This window comes from Streptomyces neyagawaensis, from assembly GCF_023516595.1.
GTDB classification, from domain to species: domain Bacteria; phylum Actinomycetota; class Actinomycetes; order Streptomycetales; family Streptomycetaceae; genus Streptomyces; species Streptomyces neyagawaensis.
Map to the genome: position 1 here is coordinate 98,801 of NZ_JAMGBG010000046.1, position 18,461 is coordinate 117,261.

At 71.2% G+C, this 18,461-nt stretch carries 16 protein-coding genes; 8 read left to right on the top strand and 8 right to left on the bottom strand.

Translation table 11 applies throughout. The features are described 5' to 3' along the window. Positions 1-58 precede the first annotated feature (58 nt). The 6 genes from M8J73_RS20750 to M8J73_RS20775 all read left to right on the top strand — a co-directional run bounded on the left by M8J73_RS20750 (position 59) and on the right by M8J73_RS20775 (position 4,756). Complete coding sequence (locus tag M8J73_RS20750; protein WP_055539896.1) at positions 59-1,303, top strand: RNA-guided endonuclease InsQ/TnpB family protein; 1,245 nt, start codon at positions 59-61, stop codon at positions 1,301-1,303. 96 nt (positions 1,304-1,399) lie between these two features. Continuing rightward, the gene (locus M8J73_RS20755; protein WP_055539895.1) at positions 1,400-2,515 is read left to right on the top strand and encodes an ADP-ribosylglycohydrolase family protein; all 1,116 of its coding nucleotides are present in this window, start codon (positions 1,400-1,402) and stop codon (positions 2,513-2,515) included. A gap of 40 nt (positions 2,516-2,555) precedes the next feature. Beyond that, on the top strand, positions 2,556-3,029 hold the full coding sequence (locus tag M8J73_RS20760) for a GNAT family N-acetyltransferase (protein ID WP_055539894.1): 474 nt from the start codon (positions 2,556-2,558) through the stop codon (positions 3,027-3,029). Continuing rightward, positions 3,026-3,559, top strand: a complete 534-nt coding sequence (cpt, locus tag M8J73_RS20765; RefSeq protein WP_240501419.1) for a chloramphenicol phosphotransferase CPT — start codon at positions 3,026-3,028, stop codon at positions 3,557-3,559. Before M8J73_RS20760 ends, cpt begins: the two co-directional genes overlap by 4 nt. 119 nt (positions 3,560-3,678) lie before the next feature. After that, complete coding sequence (locus M8J73_RS20770; protein ID WP_055539892.1) at positions 3,679-4,062, top strand: DoxX family protein; 384 nt, start codon at positions 3,679-3,681, stop codon at positions 4,060-4,062. Positions 4,063-4,114: 52 nt separating this feature from the next. Further along, positions 4,115-4,756 (top strand): class I SAM-dependent methyltransferase, encoded by a 642-nt coding sequence (locus M8J73_RS20775; protein ID WP_055539891.1) that lies wholly within the window; start codon positions 4,115-4,117, stop codon positions 4,754-4,756. 72 nt (positions 4,757-4,828) lie between these two features. Here M8J73_RS20775 and M8J73_RS20780 read toward each other — a convergent pair whose 3' ends face one another. Continuing rightward, positions 4,829-6,418 carry a sodium:solute symporter family protein gene (locus M8J73_RS20780; protein WP_249828926.1) on the bottom strand — a complete coding sequence of 530 codons (1,590 nt, stop codon included), beginning with the start codon at positions 6,416-6,418 and terminating at the stop codon, positions 4,829-4,831. Between the two features lie 213 nt (positions 6,419-6,631). Next, positions 6,632-7,420, bottom strand: a complete 789-nt coding sequence (locus tag M8J73_RS20785; protein ID WP_055537996.1) for an SDR family oxidoreductase — start codon at positions 7,418-7,420, stop codon at positions 6,632-6,634. Positions 7,421-7,506: 86 nt separating this feature from the next. On the opposite strand from M8J73_RS20785, the gene M8J73_RS20790 reads away from it, so the two are divergent. Further along, positions 7,507-8,346, top strand: a complete 840-nt coding sequence (locus M8J73_RS20790; protein WP_055537992.1) for a hypothetical protein — start codon at positions 7,507-7,509, stop codon at positions 8,344-8,346. A gap of 109 nt (positions 8,347-8,455) precedes the next feature. Here M8J73_RS20790 and M8J73_RS20795 read toward each other — a convergent pair whose 3' ends face one another. The 3 genes from M8J73_RS20795 to M8J73_RS20805 all read right to left on the bottom strand — a co-directional run bounded on the left by M8J73_RS20795 (position 8,456) and on the right by M8J73_RS20805 (position 11,006). Then, the gene (locus M8J73_RS20795) at positions 8,456-8,665 is read right to left on the bottom strand and encodes a DUF397 domain-containing protein (protein WP_055537993.1); all 210 of its coding nucleotides are present in this window, start codon (positions 8,663-8,665) and stop codon (positions 8,456-8,458) included. Between the two features lie 262 nt (positions 8,666-8,927). Then, positions 8,928-9,788 (bottom strand): helix-turn-helix domain-containing protein, encoded by an 861-nt coding sequence (locus tag M8J73_RS20800; protein WP_055537994.1) that lies wholly within the window; start codon positions 9,786-9,788, stop codon positions 8,928-8,930. Positions 9,789-10,247: 459 nt separating this feature from the next. After that, on the bottom strand, positions 10,248-11,006 hold the full coding sequence (locus M8J73_RS20805; protein ID WP_055537995.1) for a GOLPH3/VPS74 family protein: 759 nt from the start codon (positions 11,004-11,006) through the stop codon (positions 10,248-10,250). 263 nt (positions 11,007-11,269) lie between these two features. On the opposite strand from M8J73_RS20805, the gene M8J73_RS20810 reads away from it, so the two are divergent. Continuing rightward, positions 11,270-14,356 (top strand): D-alanyl-D-alanine carboxypeptidase, encoded by a 3,087-nt coding sequence (locus M8J73_RS20810; protein ID WP_249828927.1) that lies wholly within the window; start codon positions 11,270-11,272, stop codon positions 14,354-14,356. A gap of 121 nt (positions 14,357-14,477) precedes the next feature. On the opposite strand, the gene M8J73_RS20815 is transcribed toward M8J73_RS20810, so the two are convergent. The 3 genes from M8J73_RS20815 to M8J73_RS20825 all read right to left on the bottom strand — a co-directional run bounded on the left by M8J73_RS20815 (position 14,478) and on the right by M8J73_RS20825 (position 17,978). Continuing rightward, positions 14,478-16,142: a DUF8823 domain-containing protein gene (locus M8J73_RS20815; protein ID WP_249828928.1), complete on the bottom strand. Its 1,665-nt coding sequence runs from the start codon at positions 16,140-16,142 to the stop codon at positions 14,478-14,480. A gap of 243 nt (positions 16,143-16,385) precedes the next feature. Continuing rightward, positions 16,386-17,357, bottom strand: coding sequence for a MerR family transcriptional regulator (locus tag M8J73_RS20820; protein ID WP_249828929.1), 972 nt, complete (start codon positions 17,355-17,357; stop codon positions 16,386-16,388). Between the two features lie 114 nt (positions 17,358-17,471). Continuing rightward, entirely contained in the window at positions 17,472-17,978 is a 507-nt protein-coding gene (locus tag M8J73_RS20825) for a glutathione peroxidase (protein WP_055542903.1), read from the bottom strand. Positions 17,979-18,461: the final 483 nt, after the last annotated feature.

Consider the following 18,461-nt stretch of genomic DNA (forward strand, 5'->3'; position numbering starts at 1 on the left):
CGACGAATGCGTCGCGGGACTGCCCGTCCACGAGACCGATCGAAGTAGGGTCCTTCGCGTGCAGCTCCGCTACAACTACCGGGCCTACCCGGACGCCTCTCAGCGCCGTGCGCTGGCGAGCGCTTTCGGATGTGCGCGAGTGGTGTGGAACGACTGCCTGCGCCACCGCAAGGAGGCGCACGCGGCGGGACTGCCGTACGTGACGTCGGCCGAGCTGTCCCGGCTTCGCATCACCCAGGCGAAGCGCACCGAGGAACGCGCCTGGCTCGCCGACGTGTCGGCGGTCGTCCTGCAGCAGTCCCTCCGGGACCTGGACACCGCCTTCAAGAACTTCTTCGACAGCCACAAGGGCGGGCGGCAGGGCCGGAAGACCGGCCCGCCACGCTACAAGTCGAAGAAGGACACCCGACAGTCGATCCGCCTCACCACCAACGCCTTCTCCCTCCAGGAGAACGGCACGGTGTACGTGGCCAAGGTCGGCAACCTCAGGGTGAAGTGGTCCCGTCGGCTTCCGGCCGCACCCACGTCCCTGACCGTCACCAAAGACAGTTCCGGCCGGTACTTCCTCAGCTTTGTCGTGGACACCGAGCCGGACGTCCTCCCCGGCCTGAGGACCGACGTCGGTCTCGACCTCGGTTTGTCCGCCTTCGCCGTCCTGTCTGACGGCAGCAGGATCGACAGCCCCCGCTTCCTGCGCCGGGCGGAGAAGAAACTCAGACGCCTTCAGCGGGAGCTGTCCCGCAAGGTCAAGGGATCGAAGAACCGGGCCAAGGCTCGCATCAAGGTCGCACGCCAGCACGCCAAGGTGGCGGACCGGCGCCGGGACTGGCACCACAAGGCATCCACACAGATCATTCGCGACAACCAAGCGGTGTACGTGGAAGACCTCGCGGTGTCCGCCCTCGGACGAACGCCGCTTGCCAAGTCCGTGCACGACGCGGGATGGTCCGCGTTCGTCGGCATGCTGGAGTACAAGGCGGCTCTGTACGGCCGAACCTTCGCCAAGGTGGACCGGGCCTTCCCGTCCTCCCAGGTCTGCTCGGCCTGTGGGTTCCGGGACGGCCCCAAGCCCCTGCGGGTCCGGGAATGGACGTGCGGCGAGTGTGCCGCCGTGCACGACCGCGACCACAACGCAGCACGCAACGTCCTCGTCGAAGGACGCCGAATCGTCGCCAACGGACGGGTGGAGACGTCAAACGCCTGTGGAGTGCCGATAAGACGGGCACACGTGCCCGCGCAGCACGTCGAAGCAGGAAGCCTCCGGAAGGGTCGGACGATCCAGACCGGAATCTCTGGACTTTAGGCCAGGGAGCACGTCAAAGTGCTGGACTGTCGAAGTCGTACGGGCGTACGGATGTACTTACGTACTGACGTACGGTAGTGCCGTGAGGAGGCCGGGGTGGGTGCGACAGCCGGGGCCGTCTGGGGCCGGGCCGAACAGCAGGACTTCCGCAGCCGGGTGCGCGGAACGCTGCTCGGCGCGGCCGTCGGCGATGCCCTCGGCGCGCCCGTCGAGGCGCTGACCCTGCCCCGGATCCGTGAGGCGTACGGCCCGGAGGGCCTGCCCGACCTGGCGCCCGCCTACGGCAGACGCGGCGCCATCACCGACCTCACCCAGCTGACCCTGTTCACCGTCGACGGGCTGATCCGCGCGCAGGTCCGCCGCGACACCGGCGCCTGGCACCCGCCGACCGACCTGCACCGGGCCTACCTCCGCTGGGCGGCGACCCAGCGGGACTGGGGCCCCGACGAGCGCCGCAAGGACGACGGCTGGCTCGCCCGCGAGGAGTGGCTGTACGCCCGGCGCGACCCGTCCCCCGTCTGCCTGCTCGGCTTCGCCGACGGCACCATGGGCACGCTCGACGCCCCCAAGAACCCCGGCGAGGCCGGCGCGGAGGCCGCCGCCCGCTCGGCCCCCTTCGGGCTCCTCGTCGGCTGGGAGCCCCAGCTCGTCTTCCAGCTCGCCGTCGAGTGCGCGGCCCAGACCCACGGCCACCCCACCGCGTACCTCACGGCCGGCTCGTACGCCGTCGTCGTGCACGCCCTGGCCCGGGGCGAGAGCATGGACGCCGCCGTGCAGAAGGCCCTGGTGCTGCTCGCCGCCCGCCCCGGCCACCAGCCCGTCACCGAGGCCCTCCAGCAGGCCCTCGCCGCCGTCCGCACCGGCCCGCCCTCCCTGGCGCTCGTGGAGGAACTGGCCGACCCCGGCACGGCCGACCGGCTGCTCGCGGTCGCCGTCTACTGCGCGCTCGTGGGGGAGGACGTACGCCAGGGCCTGTGCCTCTCGGTCAACCACAGCGGCCCCTCGAAGGCGGCGGGCGCCCTGACCGGCGGTCTCCTCGGCGCCCTGCACGGCGAGACGGCGCTCCCCCCTGCCTGGCTGGCCGAACTCGAGGGCCGCCCCACCCTCCTGGTCCTCGCCGACGACTTCGCCCTGGAGATGACCCAGGGCCCCGCCCTGCACAGCCCCAACGGCGCGGTACCGGGTTGGCTGGCGCGATACCCGCGCGGCTGAGAGCCACGGCCGGTGAGAGCGGCCGGTGAGAAAGGAATTCATGGCGGACTGGACCCTGCGCCGGGCCTCGGTGGCGGATGTGGAGCCCCTGGCGGAGCTGCGGGCGGTGGTGATGCGGACGGACCTGGAGCGCCTCGGCCGCTACGACGAGGACCGGGTCCGCCGGCGCTTCCGTGACGGCTTCGACGCGGCCCACACCTGGATCATCGAGGTGAGCGGCGAGCCCGCCGGCTGTGTGGCGCTCCGTCCCGCCGTCGACGCCCACTGGCTGGAGCACTTCTACCTGGCCCCGCACCTGCACGGCTCCGGCACCGGCACGGCCGTGCTGCGGGAACTGCTGGACCGCTGCGACCGTGACGCCACCGTGGTCCGCCTGAACGTGCTGCGGGGCAGCCCGGCCCGCCGCCTCTACGAACGGCACGGCTTCACCACGGAGTCCGAGGACCCGGTGGACGTCTTCATGGTGCGCCACCCGGCGGCCGCCCACCCCCGTGCGGTTACGGTGACGCCATGAGCACCAGGATGATCATCCTCAACGGGGGTTCCAGTTCGGGGAAGTCCGCGATCGCGCGAAGTCTGCAGACCGTACTGCCGGACCCCTGGCTGGCGTTCAGTGTCGACACCCTGGTGGACGCGATGCCCGAGCGGATGCGGTCCTCGGACGAGGGCATCGACTTCGCGGAGGACGGCGCGGTGAGCACCGGCGCCGACTTCCAGGTGCTGGACGCGGCCTGGGCGGCGGGCATCGCGGCCATGGTCCGCGCGGGCGCCCGTGTCGTCGTCGACGACGTCTTCCTGGGCGGCGCCGCCTCCCAGCGGCGCTGGCGCGACGCCGTCGGTGACCTCCCCGTCCTATGGGTCGGCGTCCGCTGCGAGAGCGCGGTGGCCACGGCCCGCGAGGCCGCCCGCGGCGACCGCCCGCACGGTATGGCCGCGCTCCAGGCCACCCTGGTCCACGAGGGCGTCACCTACGACCTGGAGATCGACACCACGCGTACCGCCCCCCTTGCCTGCGCCCACACCATCGCGGCCCACCTGGACTGAGGGCCGGGCCACCGGGGCTCAGGGCTCCCCCATGTCACAAACGGCCGCCCCGTCTCGTCTCGTTGTCGGACCCCGCCGCGGTGGCCGGGTCCGACAATTAGCGACGGGAGTGAACTGTCATGGACCTCGCCCTCTGGATCGGTGCGGGACTGCTGGCCGCGGTGGCGCTGACCGGCGGTGTGACGAAGACGTTCGTGCCGAGGGAGAAGCTGGCCGCGGCGCCGGGCGGGGGATGGACCGCGGGGATCGAGCCCGGCCTCATCAAGGCACTCGGCGTGCTGGAACTCCTGGCCGCCCTCGGGCTGGTCCTGCCCGCCGCACTCGGGGTCGCGCCGGTCCTGGTGCCGGTGACGGCCGTGTGCTGGGTGCTGCTGATGATCGGCGCGATGATCACCCACGGCCGGCTCGGCGAGTTCCGGTTCGTGGCGCTGAATGTCGTCTATCTCGCGCTCGCGGCTTTCATCGCCTGGGGCCGCTTCGGTCCCGAGTCGTTCACCGCCTGACCTGGCGGAAAACGGTGGTCCGCGCGGGGGCGGGGCTCTAGGGTCCTCGCTTGTGACTGGACTCCCCACGCATCTCAGTACGACAGCGGCCGCGTACGACGACATCGCCGTCCTCTATGCCCAACTGGTCAGGGACGAGTTCGACTCCCTGCCGCTGGACCGGGCGATGCTCGCCGCGTTCGCCGACTCCGTGCGGGCCGTCGACGGCGGGCCGGTCGCCGAGCTGGGGTGCGGCCCCGGCCGTGTGACGGCGTATCTGCGGGACCTCGGGCTCGACGTCCTCGGGATCGATCTGTCGCCGGTGATGATCCGGCTGGCCCGCGAGTCCTACCCCGACCTGCGGTTCGAGGTCGGCTCCATGCACGCCCTCGACCTGGCCGACGACGAACTGGACGGCATCGTCTCCTGGTACTCGGTCATCCACGCCCCGCCGCGCGACGTGTCCTCGTACGTCGCGGAGTTCCGCCGGGTCCTCGCGCCCGGCGGCCACCTCGTGCTCGGCTTCTTCGAGTCGGAGGGCGGACCGGTCACCGCGTTCGACCACAGGGTGACGACGGCCTACCGCTGGCCCATCGACGAACTCGCCGCTCTGACCGCCGAGTTCGGCTTCACCGAGATCGGCCGCATGCTCCGCGAGCCCCGCGAGGGGGAGCGGTTCCGGCGGGGACACCTGCTGATGCGCCTGGAGAAGTAGCCCGCCGCATGCCGGAGGGCCGCCCCCGGACCCCCCGCCCGGAGCGGCCCCCTGCACACGAAGCGCGTCGTCCTAGACCCCCGTGGGGCTGGCAGCGTCCTTCCCCGAACCCGGTCCCGGGGCCGGTACCGCCGCCGCGGCTCCCGCCCCGCCGAGGCCGTCGCCGTCGCCGTCCGTGTTGATCTTCTCGATGATGGCGAGCCGCTCCGGGGTGTCCTCCGGCTTGATGAAGCCGATGACGATGTACAGCACCAGCGACACAGCCAGCGGGATGGACACCTGGTACTGGAGCGGGACACCGCCCTCGACGTTCCAGTGGATCGGGTAGTTGACCAGCCAGAAGGCGAACAGCCCGCACGCCCAGCTGGTGAGCGCGGCCGTCGGCCCGGAGCGGCGGAACGGCCGCAGCAGACCCAGCATCATCGGGATGGCCATCGGCCCCATCAGACCGGCGACCCACTTGATGACGACGGTGATGATGTCCTTGAACGCGGGCGAGTTGACCTGTGTGGCCGCCGCCATGGACAGGCCGAGGAACACGACGGTCGTGATCCGGGCGACCCGCAGCCCCTGCCCCTCGCTCCAGGCCCGCGCCCGGCGCCAGATCACCGGCGCGCAGTCGCGGGTGAAGACGGCGGCGATGGCGTTGGCGTCGGAGGAGCACATCGCCATGGTGTGGGAGAAGAAGCCGACGATGACGAGGCCCAGCAGTCCGTGCGGCAGCAGCTGTTCGGTCATCAGGGCGTACGTGTCGGAGCCGTCGCCCTTCTCCGAGGTCACCAGCAGCGGCGACATCCACATGGGGAAGAACAGCACCAGCGGCCAGACCAGCCACAGGATCGCCGACAGCCGGGCGGAGCGCTCGGCCTCGTACGGGGTGGCGGTGGCCATGTAGCGCTGGGCCTGGTTGAGCATGCCGCCGTTGTACTCGAACAGCTTGATGAAGAGGAACGCGAGGAGGAAGACGGTGCCGTACGGGCCGACAAGAGGTTCCGCGTGCCCCTCCAGCTCGGGGCGGTCCCAGACGCCGAAGAAGCCGCCGTAGTCGTCCAGTTTCACGAAGACGGCCACGAACATCGCGATGCCGGCCAGCAACTGGATGACGAACTGGCCGAGTTCGGTGAGCGCGTCCGCCCACAGTCCGCCGATGGTGCAGTACACGGCGGTGATGCAGCCGGTGATGAGGATGCCCTGGTTCAGGGAGACCCCGGTGAAGACGGACAGCAGGGTCGCGATCGCGGCCCACTTCGCGCCGACGTCCACGATCTTCAGCAGCATGCCGGACCAGGCCAACGCCTGCTGGGTGGGCAGGTTGTAGCGGTTCTTCAGGTATTCGAGCGGGGACGCCACATGCAGGCGGGACCGCAGCCGGTTGATGCGCGGCGCGAACAGCTTGGAGCCGATGGCGATACCGAGGGCGATGGGGAAGGACCACGTCACGAACGAGGTCACGCCCCAGGTGTAGGCGATTCCGGCGTACCCGGTGAACATCACCGCGCTGTAGCCCGACATGTGGTGCGAGATGCCGGACAACCACCAGGGCATCCTGCCGCCGGCGGTGAAGAAGTCGCTGACGTTGTCCACTCGCTTGTGCGACCAGACACCGATCGCGACCATCACACCGAAGTAGCCGATGAGCACGGCCCAGTCGAGACTGTTCATGGGCCCCCTTCCAGGGTCCGCCGCCAGGATCAGGCATGTGAACGGTCAGGCATGTGAACTCTGGGTGGGGTGGCATTCCCGCGGCAAGGAAGAGGTAAGTCAAGAGGGGGCAAAGAAGTTCTGCGCGATGACTCTGGTTCATGTACATGAACATCTGGTTGGCTGAAAACGATCAGCTCGGCCCATCGGCCTCGCATCGCCCGGGTCGGGGGCTCAGCGCATCAGCTCCCCGGCGTTGACCAGCAGCGACTGGCCGGTGATCGCCCGCGCCCGGTCGGAGGCCAGGAAGACCGCCGCGTCCGCGACATCCCCGTCCGTGGCCAGCTCGGGCAGTGCCATCCGCTCGGTGAGCCGCGCCAGCACCTGCTCCTCGGGGACCCCCTCGCCGTGCGCCGTGAACCGGACGTACGCCTCCACCGGCGGCCCCCACATCCACCCCGGCAGCACCGTGTTGACCCGTATCCGGTGGGGGCCCAACTCCCGGGCCAGCGAGTACATCGCGCTCGTCAGCGCGCCCTTGGACGCCGCGTACGCCGCCTGCCGCACCTGTGAGGGCGCTGCTACCGACGACTGCGTCCCGATGATGACGACGGAGCCGCCGCCCGCCTCCTTCAGGGCCGGCAGGCAGGCTCGGGTCATCCGCAGGGTGCCCAGCAGGTTCACGTCGAGGACCGCCTGCCAGGTGGCGAAGTCGGCGTCCTCCAGGCCCCCGAAGTAGCTGTCCCAGGCGGCCACGTGCACCACCGCGTGCACGCCCCCGAACCGCTCCCGCGCCAGCGCCGCGAGCGCCTCGCACTGCGCCTCGTCGGTGATGTCCGTGGCCCGGTACGCCGTGTGCGCGCCGTCCGGATCCAGCTCCGCCGCGGCCTTGGCGAGGTTCGCCTCCGTACGCGCCCCCAGCACGGCGTTGCCGCCGTCCCGTACGACCGCGGCGGCCACCCGCTGGCCGAGTCCCGCTCCGACGCCCGACACGACGACGGTCTTGCCGTTCAACAGGGGCAGGGTCATCGCTACCTCCAGGGTCTGGCGCTCTATCTGACGGAGCGTCAGAGTATGGGCGACCGGTGGAGGAAGGAAGGGAAGCATCCATGTCGGACGACACCCGAAGCGCCGCCTATGCCGAGCTGGCCGCCGTCGGCCCGTACGGCGTCCGTCCCGGCCACGCCCTGATCACGATGGTCGAGCCGCATCCGGGCCACGAGTACGCGTACAACCGCTGGTACGAGGACGACCACTACTACGCGGGAGCGATGGCGATGCCCTGGATGTTCGCGGGCCGCCGCTGGGTCGCCACCCGCGATCTGCAACTCCTGCGGACCCCCGAGAAGTCGGCGATCGCCCAGCCGGTCACCGCCGGCTGCTACCTCTCCACGTACTGGATCACCGACGGCCGCTACGACGACCACATGCGCTGGACGGTCGCCATCAACAAGCGGCTGAATCGCGACGCGCGCGTCTACCAGGACCGTACGCATGTCTTCACCGCGTTCCAGGACCACGAGGTGACCGTCTACCGGGACGGCGCCGCCGGGCCGCGCGACGTCCATGCCCTCGACCACCCGTACGCGGGTCTGGTGCTGGAGGTGGTGGATGCCGAAGGGCCCGAGCAGCGGGCGGAGTTGCTGGAGTGGCTGCGGGCCCGTCGGCTGCCGAAGCGGCTCGCCGGGTCCCCCGCCGCCCTGGTGACGGTCTTCCGGCCGACGCCGCTGCCGCTGGACCGCATGTCCTACGTCAAGCAGGTCGAGGGCGTCGACACCCGCCTCACCCTCCTGTGGTTCCTGGAGGCCGACCCGCGCGACTGCTGGGAGGCGCACTTCGCGGGACTGGGGGAGGAGCTGGACGGATCGGGGCTGGGGAGGCTGGAGTTGCTGGCCCCGTTCATCCCGACGGTGCCGGGGACGGACCGGTACGTGGACCGACTGCGGTAGCCGGAGCGCGGGCAAGGCCGAGCCCCCTCGGCCAGGACGGCGGGCCGGTCGAGAGGGCTCTGTCAGTTGGTGTGTGTGAAGTTGTGTTTCTGGTGGGGGTGAACCATGGTCACGCGAGGTCGAAAGCTCCCCGGTTGACCCCGGTGACGAACGCGTTCCACGAGTCGGCGGGGAACGCCAGGGTCGGACCGTCGGAAACCTTGGAGTCACGCACGGAGAGTGCCGCGACCACGGGGGACTTGACCTCGACGCACGCGCCGTTGCCCGTGGAGTACGAGGACTTGACCCACGTGTCCGTGGCGCCTTGCTGAATTGCCATTTCTGCTCCGCTAGCCGGTTGGTCGTTGAGTTGCTGTCGCCGAACTGTGGGAACACGCCCGTTCCCGGACCCCACAGTTCGGTTTCCGCCAAGGTCGTTGATTTCCTTGACGTGATCGACGCTACTCGCCAACATCGGCTGACGAAGCGACTATTCACTCGTGCGAGTGGCATATTCCCCTTGAGCCTTCCTCTCAGGGGTGCCAAGGTGTATCTTCCGTCCCTTTCAATCCGGCAGCCCCTTGATTTGGCCCGCGCGGGGACTACAACCGCGCATAGTCCTTCGCGATGTCGGCGATGAACTGGCGGGATTGATCCACATTCAGGGCCTGAGCCCTCAAGTGCTCATACATGACGCTGTACTTCTGGACGTCCGCCGGCTTCTCCAGATAGAGATCGCTCGTGACGCCCTCGATGTAGACGACGCTGGAATCCGAGGCGTCCGGGAACTCCAGGATCGCGTACTGGCCGTTGAGACCGGGATGCGCGCCCAGGTCGAAGGGGATCACCTGCACGGTGACGTGCGGGAGTTGGGACTGCTCGACCAGGTACTCCAACTGCTCGCGCATCAGGGAGCGGTTGCCGACCACCCGGCGCAGCGCGGCCTCGTCGAGGACCGTCCACAGCCGCAGGGGGCTCTCCGGCGCGGAGATACGTTCCTGTCGCCTCATCCGTACCTGGACCCGCTTCTCGATGTCCCCGGGCATCGTCTCGGGCAGCGCTCCCGCGATGAGGGCCTCGGCGTACGGACGGGTCTGGAGGAGCCCGGGGACGACCTGGGGGTCGTACACGCGCAGACTGGCCGCGTCGGTCTCCAGGCCGATGTAGACGCTGTACGGGACGTCGCCGAACGCGTGCCACCAGCCCTGCTGGCGCGAGTCCTTGGCCATCTGCATCAGCGAGTCGACGACCCGCTGGTCCTCGACCTCGTAGACCCCGCAGAGATCACGGACGTCGCGCTGGCTGATGCTGCGGCGGCCGTTCTCCAGCCGGCTGATCTTCGACTGGGAGACCAGCAGCCGCTCGGCCACTTCCTCGGCGGTCATGCCCTTGAGCTCACGGAGCCGACGCAGCTCCTGGCCCAACCGGCGTCGCCTGACGGTGGGATTGACATTGGACGCCACGGGACGTGCACCTCCGGCTGCGGGCCTCTACTTTGCGTATCTGCTGCTGAGCAGATTGCCACCAAGGCGCCGAGTACCGCTGGAAAACAGCGGATATGCGCTGTGCGTGCGCCGTTCGCGCCGTAGTTTTTCCGCCCTGGGGGGTTCTCCGCCGAATGTACGGCCAGCACCGGAACATGCGGCCGCGCGGGGCGGCGAGGCCCTGTCGTACGGACCGGCCCGAACGGTCGACGGATCGACCGGCCGAGCATGTCCGTACGGCCTCGCGCGCCCCGCGCGATCCAGCGGCTCCCGAACCGGGTCCTGGGGTCCCTGAGGCGGTTCGGTCCGGCGCTGATGGTGCGAGTGGTGCGCACGCTGCGCATCGTGATGCGGTGCGGTGCGGGTCGTTCGGAGGTGCGGTGGTGCGTGGTGCGGTGGTGAACCGGTGTTGCGGCGGTGCGGTGGTCCGGCGATGGCTCAGTGCGCCACGACGCGTGCCATGGAGCCACGGCGCGGCTGCATCGGAACACCGCGTGCGGGTTCCGGTGCGGGTGGCCGGGCGCCGGGTGCGACCTGCCGGCCGGCCGGTGCCGGGCTGCGGCGCGGCTGTGCGGCCACACCGTTCTGCACGTCCATGACGGCGTGGGCCACCAGACCACCCATGGGGTCGTGCCGGATGAGGTCCCTGAGCCGGGAGCGGGACGAGCGTCCCTCGTTCCCCGGGTACAGGTGCTTGCCGAGGCCCACGGCGTGGGCCAGTGCGGCGAGCGCGGCCGTCCGCGGGTCCGGCGGTACGCCGGTCCGGATCGCGGAATCCAGCCGGGCCCTGATCTCCCGGCTGATGGCCGTGTCCGTCGCCTGGTAGCGCGTCGTCGGCAGCACCCCGCACATCTGGCCCGCGACGGCGTGCACCATGCCGCAGCGCTCCAGGTGTGACAGATAGGTCTGGCGCAGCCCCAGTCGGGGCCCGCCGATCCAGTGCACCGCACGGACCGGAGCGCCGCGCCTTCGCAGCAGCTCCAACGCGCAGTCCAGTGTTGGATCTCCAGTCGGCCGTGGGGACACCACGGCGATACGATCCCCGTCTGGGGCTATCCGTCCGGCCAGCGCCAGCTCCACTAGCTGCGCTCCGGCCAGACCAAGGTCGAGCGACTGCGGCTGTGCGGTGGTACCCGTGGCCGGGTCCAACGCCAGCAGCAGAAGCTCCTCCGGAATGGTTCTGCGGCTCCTGCCCATCCATGCCTCCCCGCGTGGATGAATGACAGGGTGACCCCTCTCACATTGGTCTGTCGAGGGTGCGTGACCGGAATGTAGTGGAACCGATAGGTATGTCGTTCTCGTCTACCGGAGGGGCTAAGCCCGCACACAGGACACTGGTACATGGTTCGGACAGCGGCGCGGCGCGGTGGTGCGCGGGGTGACTAGTGTCCGGGCGGTGGGTTTCACAGATCGGTAGGGCGCGTGTCCCGAGGACGGGCGGCGCGCGGGAGGAGGCATCGGTGGCGGGCACGTCCCCCGACAGGTCGAAGCGGTACGAGTCGTCGACATCGTCGGCGTCGGGGAGCGAACCTCCGATCCCGGAGACCCCGGGTTCCGGCTCCTCCACCTCCTCCCAGGACCCACGCCTCTCGCTCTCCCGGCCGACATCCCCGGCCCCCAGCCCGAAGCCGGACCAGGCGACGGCGGTCTTCTCCCGCCGCGCGCTGCTGGAGACGGCGGAAGGGTCGGAAGGGGCGGAACAGGAGGGCGACGCCGACGCGGAGGGCGTGAAGTCCGGCGGGGCGGGGGCGAGTGCCGCCGCCGAGGGTGCGGAGTCGTCCGACGTGGAGGGTGCGGAGTCGACTGCCGCGGAGGGTGCGAAGGCCGACGACGCCACGGGGGCGAAGGCCGACGACGTCGCGGGTGCGGCGGCCGACGCCGACGGTGCGAGGGCTGACGCCGAAGGTGCCGGGTCGGGTGCCGAGGGTGCCGGAGGGACTTCGGGCGGCGCTGCGTCGGAGGACGCCGAGCGGGGCGAGGCGGATGCCGTCGATGGAGCCGACGACGGCGAGGCCGGGGCCGCCGAGGCCGAGGCCGAGGTGAGCGCCGAGCCGGAGGATGCCGTGCCCGACGATGTGGGCGAGGCGGAGTCCAGCGACGCGTCCCGGCGCTCGCCGGGTGTCGCCACGCCCACGCTCGCCCTCGCGGCACGCCTGCCGGCGGCGCGGGAGGCGGCGGACGTGAGCGGCGAGGCCGACGCGGGCACGTCGCGCGAGGCGGAGTCGGAGGAGGCCGAGGGCGACCAGGTGACTGCGGGCCGCGCACATGCCGCCTCCGACGCCGATTCCGGGACTCCGCGTGACCGCCGGCCCGACGCCGGGGACGGGGACGCGGGCGACGCCGACGCGGAGGGCGACTCGTCGCGTGACGTCGGGAACGGTGGCGCGGAGGGCGAGGGTTCCGGCTCCGGACCTGTTGAGGACGCGAAGCCCGAGGCCGTTGTGGCCGGCGACGTGACCGGCGCCGCGGGCCGCGGGAGCGCCGAGGCCGACGCCGACCCGTCGCGTGACGGGGAGAGCGGTGCCGCGGAGCGCGACGAAGCCGACCTGCACGCCGATGCCGACGCCGACGCCAACTCAGGCTCCGGCTCCGGGACTCCCCGTGACCGCGAGCCCGAGCCCGAGCCCCACGCCGAGGCCGGGGACGTGGACGACGCCGGCCCCGACGAGGAGCGCGCCAAGGGCTCAGAGGGCGGCGGGAAGGCCGGCTCCGGTGCCCCGTCGCCCGGGGCCGACTCCGACGCGGCGGCCTCCGGCTCCGGTTCCGGCACCCCCGCCCCCAAGGGCGGCTCCGGGGTGTTCTTCGCCAAGTCCCGCTCCAGCGACATCGCGGCAGAGGACGACGTCGAGACCGAGGCCGACGCCGAGCCGCCCGTCGACCAGGCGACCGCCATCTTCCGCGCGCCCAAGCTCCCCGCGGTGGACCAGCCCACCACCATGCTCAAGCTGGGCGCCGCGGCCCCCAAGGCGACCGCCGACGAGACCGACGACAAGGCCGAACGCGACGGCAAGGGCACCGAGGAGGCCAAGGGCACCCCCGACGACGCCACGGGCGCCCCCAGCCGTGACGGTGCCGCCGGGGACGGGGACGACGCCCCCGGCCGTGATGCCGCCCCCAGCGAGCGGACCAGCAAGTTCGTGGCGCTCAAGTCGCTCGACGACGCCGCCCCGCCCAAGCCCGCGCAGCCTTCCGTCGCGCCCGCCGAGGCCACCCGGACGGTTCCTCAGGTGGGCCCCGAGCGGACCACGCAGCAGCCGTTGCCACCGAAGCCCCCGCTGGATCTGCTGGCGGAGCTGACGAACACGCCGCCGCCCCCGCAGACCCCGCTCAGGACGGCCGTCCGCCGGGTCAAGATCTGGACCCCGCTGGTCATCCTGCTGGTGATCGTCTTTGCGGTCGTACAGAATTTCCGTTCGCTCCCAGCCCCGACGCTCGCGCTGACAGCGAAGGAGTCGTACGCCTTCGAGGGCGACAAGGTGACCCTGCCGTGGCCCGAGCAGGGCCAGGGCTGGATGGACGTCAACGGCATCGGCACCCTGGACAGCTTCGGCGAGCAGAAGCCCGTCGCCATCGGCTCCGTCGCCAAGGCGATGACCGCGTACGTCATCCTCAAGGAGCACCCGATGAAGCCGGGTGCGAAGGGCGCGACCATCCCGGTCGACGCGAAGGCGGAGACCGAGGGCGGCTACGACAAGGACGGCGAGTCCACGCTCAACACCGTCAAGGAGGGCGACAAGCTCTCCCAGTACGACGCCATCGCGGCCATCATGATCCCGTCCGCGAACAACATCGCGCGGCTGCTCGCCCGCTGGGACAGCAACGGTTCCGAGGCGGAGTTCGTCAAGAAGATGAACGCCGCCGCCAAGGACCTCGGGATGAAGAACACCACCTACACCGACCCGTCCGGGCTGAAGGAGACGACCGTCTCCACCGCCGAGGACCAGGTGAAGCTCGGCAACGAGCTGGTGCGGATGAAGGCCCTCACCGACATCACCAAGCTGCCCTACTGGTACGACCCGTCGGGCCAGCGCTGGGACAACTACAACCGCCTCGTCCCCTACAACAACGCCATCGGCATCAAGACCGGCTCCACCTCGGCCGCCGGCGGCAACCTGCTCTTCGCCGGCACCAAGGAGGTCGGCGGTGAGACGGCCATCGTCGTCGGCGCGATCCTCGGCCAGCACACCCCGCCGATCATCGACACGGTCAACGCGGTCAGCAAGACGGCCATGATCGCCGCCCAGGACGCCCTCACCTCCGACACGATCCTGAAGAAGGGCGACGTCGTTGGCTATGTCGACGACCAGCTCGGCGGACAGACACCCGTCGTCGTCACCGAGGACGTCTCGGCGGTCGGCTGGGCCGGGAAGACCGTCAAGCTGGGGCTGGAGCCCGCCAAGACCATCCCGCACCAGGCGAAGGCCGGCACGAAGGTCGGCTCACTGAGCGTGGGCGACGGCACCGGCTACGGCGTCGAGGTCCCGGTGGCCCTGCAGAAGGACCTCACCGAGCCCGGCTTCGTCCCCAGGCTCACCCGCGTGAGCTGACCGGCCCGGCCGCCACCCGCACCGCACACGAAGAGGCGCCCCTCCCGACCACCGGCCGGGAGGGGCGCCTCATGCGTTAGGCCCACGCGGGGGGCCGAGTGGGGGCCGAGTAGTGCCCGTCCTACTCCTCGCCCTCCCCCTCCGCCTCCTTCTCGCACTCCAGCGCCGTCTTCCGGGACGGCCCCCCGTACTGCGAGCTGATGCGGACGTCCCCGGCCTCGTGGACGGTGAGGCGGGTGAACTCCGTGAGATCGCCGTCGGACTCGCGGTCAGCGGTGAGGCAGCCGTTGTCCGCCCACAGCCACGGCGAGTAGGCGACACGGACGATGACCTCGCCGGGTCCGGGCATCCGGACGACGAGATTGGCGCCGTCGGCGCTGACCACCGACGCCGGCCTGTCGACCAGCGGCGTCGCGTTCTTCACCCGGTAGATCTTCCAGTTCGCGTCCTCCCAGACGCGCTCCAGATAGCCGGGCTCGCTGGTCACCAAGGCGTGTTCCAGCTCGGCGGGCCCGTCCGGCTCGCCGTTCACGAGGACGACGAAACCGACCGCCCACTGCGACAGCCACGCCTTGTAGGCCGCCGGGGTGAAGGCGCCCTCGGGCACCTCCGTGCCGCCGTGGCCCTCGTAGAAGAGGCGACCCCGTTCGACGTCGGCCTGCCGGTTCCAGCCGCGCGCCATGTTGATGTACGGGGCGAGGATCGCGGCCTCGCGATGGTCGCGGGCCGGGACCACCTCGACGCGGGTCTTCCAGGCACCCAGCCGCTTCAGCTCGTTCACCACCCCGTCGGTCTTCACGGCCCACTCGGGCACCTTGGTGTTGGTGACGATGTCGGCGGTGGTCTTGGCCGTCAGCCACGTCAGGGAGAGGGCCAGGGCGACCACACCGGCCACCACCCGCCGCCGGGCCGTGAACCAGGACAGCGGCAGCCGGGCCCCCTCCGCGCGGGCCTCGCCGCGGTACAGGGCGATGGCCAGGGCCGCCGCCGGGCCCGCCAGCTCCAGGAGCCGCTCGACGTTCGTGCCGATGGGGGTCGGGATCAGATAGCAGAGGACCACGCCGAGGGCGTACACCGCGGAGCCGAGGCGGAGCACCCGCCAGGCGCTCGGCGCGGTCACCACGACCACCGCGCAGATCACCACCGGAGGCCATATCCGGCTGAACGCCATGGGCTGCTCGCCCTCGAAGGGGAACAGCAGCGTGGTCACGGCGACGACCGTCACCGGCGGCACGATCAGCGCCGCCGCCCGGCCCCACTCGCGGCACAGCAGATAGGCGGCGCCGACCACGAGGAGGAAGAGCCCGGAGACGGGGCTCCCCATCGTGGACAGCGTCGCGCACACCGCCGCCACGGCCAGCCGCCGCCCGCCGCGCCCGCCCACCACCGCCAGCAGCGCCCCCATGGCGAAGGCCGTGCCCAGCATGAACGTGGAGCGGCCCGACACCACCTGGCACCACAGGGAGAAGGTCGCCGCGAGGGCGACCGGGATCGGCGCCCGCACACCCGTCCGGGCGACGACCGCGCCGACGAGCCAGGACGCGGTGAGCCCGGACGCCAGCGTCACGGCGACCACCCCGCACACCGCCATCAGATACGGCGAGAGGACGCTGTAGTTCGCCGCGTGCAGGCCCCCGTACCAGAACAGGTTGACCGCGGAGTCCGGGTACATCTTCGCGAACTCCGCCCACGCCACCTGGGCGGCCAGATCCCCGCCGCCGGTCGCGAAGACCGCCCACCACACGACGTACAGCGGCAGGGCGCACAGAGTGGCCGTGAGGGGCACTCGGTGGCGTTCCCGCCACGGCTCACGCGTCGGCGACGGTTTGTCGGCGCGCGAGACGGGACGTCGTGGGGTCAGCTCGGCAAAGGCCACTGCGGCTCGTCCGTTCCGTTCGACTCGTGCGGGCGGTTGTTCGTCGTGTGTTGGAGTAGACGCTAACCACCCGCTGACAGTTGGCCGACAGGACCTGTTCCCTCCGGTGCGGCCGTAGGGAAAACCCCCACAGCCGTACCGGTACTACATGGGTCAGGATGCGACCGGGAACGCCACGTCGCACACCGGATCCTCCGGCCCCGCCGCGTCCCAGTCCGCGAAGTACACCTCACGGCAGGGGCCGACGACCTCCAGGCCACGCGCGGCGATCCACCGCTCGACCGCCTCGAAGGCCGCCGCGATCTGCGGGTAGGCCACCTGCGCCTTGGTGATCCGCGTGTACGCGAGGCGGCGCGCCGGCTCCACACGCACCCCGGCCCCCCGGGCCCGCCCCTGCTCCGCGGCCCAGCGGCGGGCCGCGTCCGGGTCGGCCACCGGGACACACGACTCGGCGGGGCCGTCGCTCTCCAGGGACACCTCGGAGTGGTACACGACGTACGGCGCCCCCGCCGTCCCGCCGCAGACCGCCGCACCCTCCTCCAGCCGCCCGAGCGACGCCCCGATCCACGCCGGCAACTCGTCGACCAGGAGGTGACGGCTCTGGGTGAGCACCACCTGCTCGGCCGTGTCGACCGTTTCGACCACGAAGGTGCCGTACGCGCCGCCCGGGGCGTTCGTTCCGCCGGTGCCGTCCGTACCCTCCGTACCGTTCGAGCTGTTCGTGCCGTCCGTAGCGTTGATGGCGTCCATGGCCGGGTCCCTTCCCGTGAGCCGTCCACGGAGGTAGCCGACCAGGGCCCGCTGCGACGCGAACCGCTCCTCGGCGCCGGCCCAGTACGCGGCGAGCCGCTCGGCGGCCAGCGCGCCGTCCGTCCCGACGGCCTCCACGATCTCCGCGACGCGGGCGAGAGGCATGTCGAGCTGCCGCAGCAGGGCGACGAGACGGGCGCGTTCGACCTGGTCGAACCGGTAGTACCGGTAGCCGGTCAGCTCGTCGACGTACGCCGGGGCGAGCAGCCCCAGCCGGTCGTAGAGCCGCAGGGCCTTCGCCGACAGCCGTGCGCGGGCGGCGAAGGCACCGATGGTGAGCAGATCGTCGGTGGCCACTGGGTCATCCTCCGTCACCGGGCGTCCGCGCCCGGCGGGAGGGACGGTGGTCCTTGACCCAGGGGGAAGGTCAAACGGGTGACGGGTGACGGGTGACGGGTGGCCGCCGGCAGGCGGTCGGTGGCGGTGGCCTCAGGCGAGGGCCTTCTCCACGGCGGCCACCAGGTCCGCGGCCTCCGGCTCGGTCTGCGGGGAGAAGCGGGCCACGACCGAGCCGTCCCGGCCGATGAGGAACTTCTCGAAGTTCCAGCGGATGTCGCCGCTGTGGCCCTCCGCGTCCGCGTGGCCGACCAGCCGCTCGTACAGGGCGTGCCGGCCCTCGCCGTTCACCTCGACCTTCTCGGTCATCGGGAAGGTCACGCCGTACGTCGCCGAGCAGAACTCCGCGATCTCCTCGGCCGAGCCCGGCTCCTGCCCCAGGAACTGGTTGCAGGGCACGCCCAGCACGGTGAAGCCCTGTTCCGCGTAGCGGGCCTGAAGGGCTTCGAGGCCGGTGTACTGGGGGGTGAGACCGCACTTGGAGGCCACGTTCACGACGAGCACGGCCTTGCCGGCGTACTGCGCGAGGTCCGCGGAGCCGCCCGTGAGGGCACCGATCTCGACGTCGAGGGGCGAGGTACGGGGGGTGTCTGTAGTCATAAACGGATGCTATCTCCGGAAACTTTTTCTCCTCCGCCGCCCCGGACGGAACACCACAGCCGCCTCGGGGCCCGCCCCGGACGCGACGCGTCAGCCCGGCCCTCGTCGGCGGCCGTTCGTCAGCCTCGCCCCGACCGCGAAACGAGGCTCCGGCCCCGGCCCGCTCGGGACGCGGGGCTTCCGCCTTGGCCTCGGCCCGCCCGGGACGCGGGGCTTCGGCCTTGGCCCCGTCTGGGATACGGGGTTCTGGCGTCGGCCCGCCCGGCGACGCGGGGCTTCGGTCTCGGCCCGTCCGGGATGCGGGGCTTCGGCCTTGGCTCCGTCCGGGATACGGGGCTTCGGCCTTGGCCCCGTCCGGGATACGGGGTTCTGGCGTCGGCCCGCCCGGCGACGCGGGGCTTCGGTCTCGGCCCGTCCGGGATACGGGGCTTCGGCCTTGGCCCCGTCCGGGATACGGGGTTCTGGTCTCGGCCCGCCCGGCGA

What these genes read in the sequence shown, in the direction of transcription:
- cpt (WP_240501419.1), top strand. Translation starts at nt 3,026, where the DNA reads ATGAGCACCAGGATGATCATCCTCAACGGGGGTTCCAGTTCGGGGAAG.
- M8J73_RS20780 (WP_249828926.1), bottom strand. Translation starts at nt 6,418, where the DNA reads ATGAACAGTCTCGACTGGGCCGTGCTCATCGGCTACTTCGGTGTGATG.
- M8J73_RS20795 (WP_055537993.1), bottom strand. Translation starts at nt 8,665, where the DNA reads ATGGCAATTCAGCAAGGCGCCACGGACACGTGGGTCAAGTCCTCGTAC.
- M8J73_RS20770 (WP_055539892.1), top strand. Translation starts at nt 3,679, where the DNA reads ATGGACCTCGCCCTCTGGATCGGTGCGGGACTGCTGGCCGCGGTGGCG.
- M8J73_RS20790 (WP_055537992.1), top strand. Translation starts at nt 7,507, where the DNA reads ATGTCGGACGACACCCGAAGCGCCGCCTATGCCGAGCTGGCCGCCGTC.
- M8J73_RS20825 (WP_055542903.1), bottom strand. Translation starts at nt 17,978, where the DNA reads ATGACTACAGACACCCCCCGTACCTCGCCCCTCGACGTCGAGATCGGT.
- M8J73_RS20805 (WP_055537995.1), bottom strand. Translation starts at nt 11,006, where the DNA reads ATGGGCAGGAGCCGCAGAACCATTCCGGAGGAGCTTCTGCTGCTGGCG.
- M8J73_RS20760 (WP_055539894.1), top strand. Translation starts at nt 2,556, where the DNA reads ATGGCGGACTGGACCCTGCGCCGGGCCTCGGTGGCGGATGTGGAGCCC.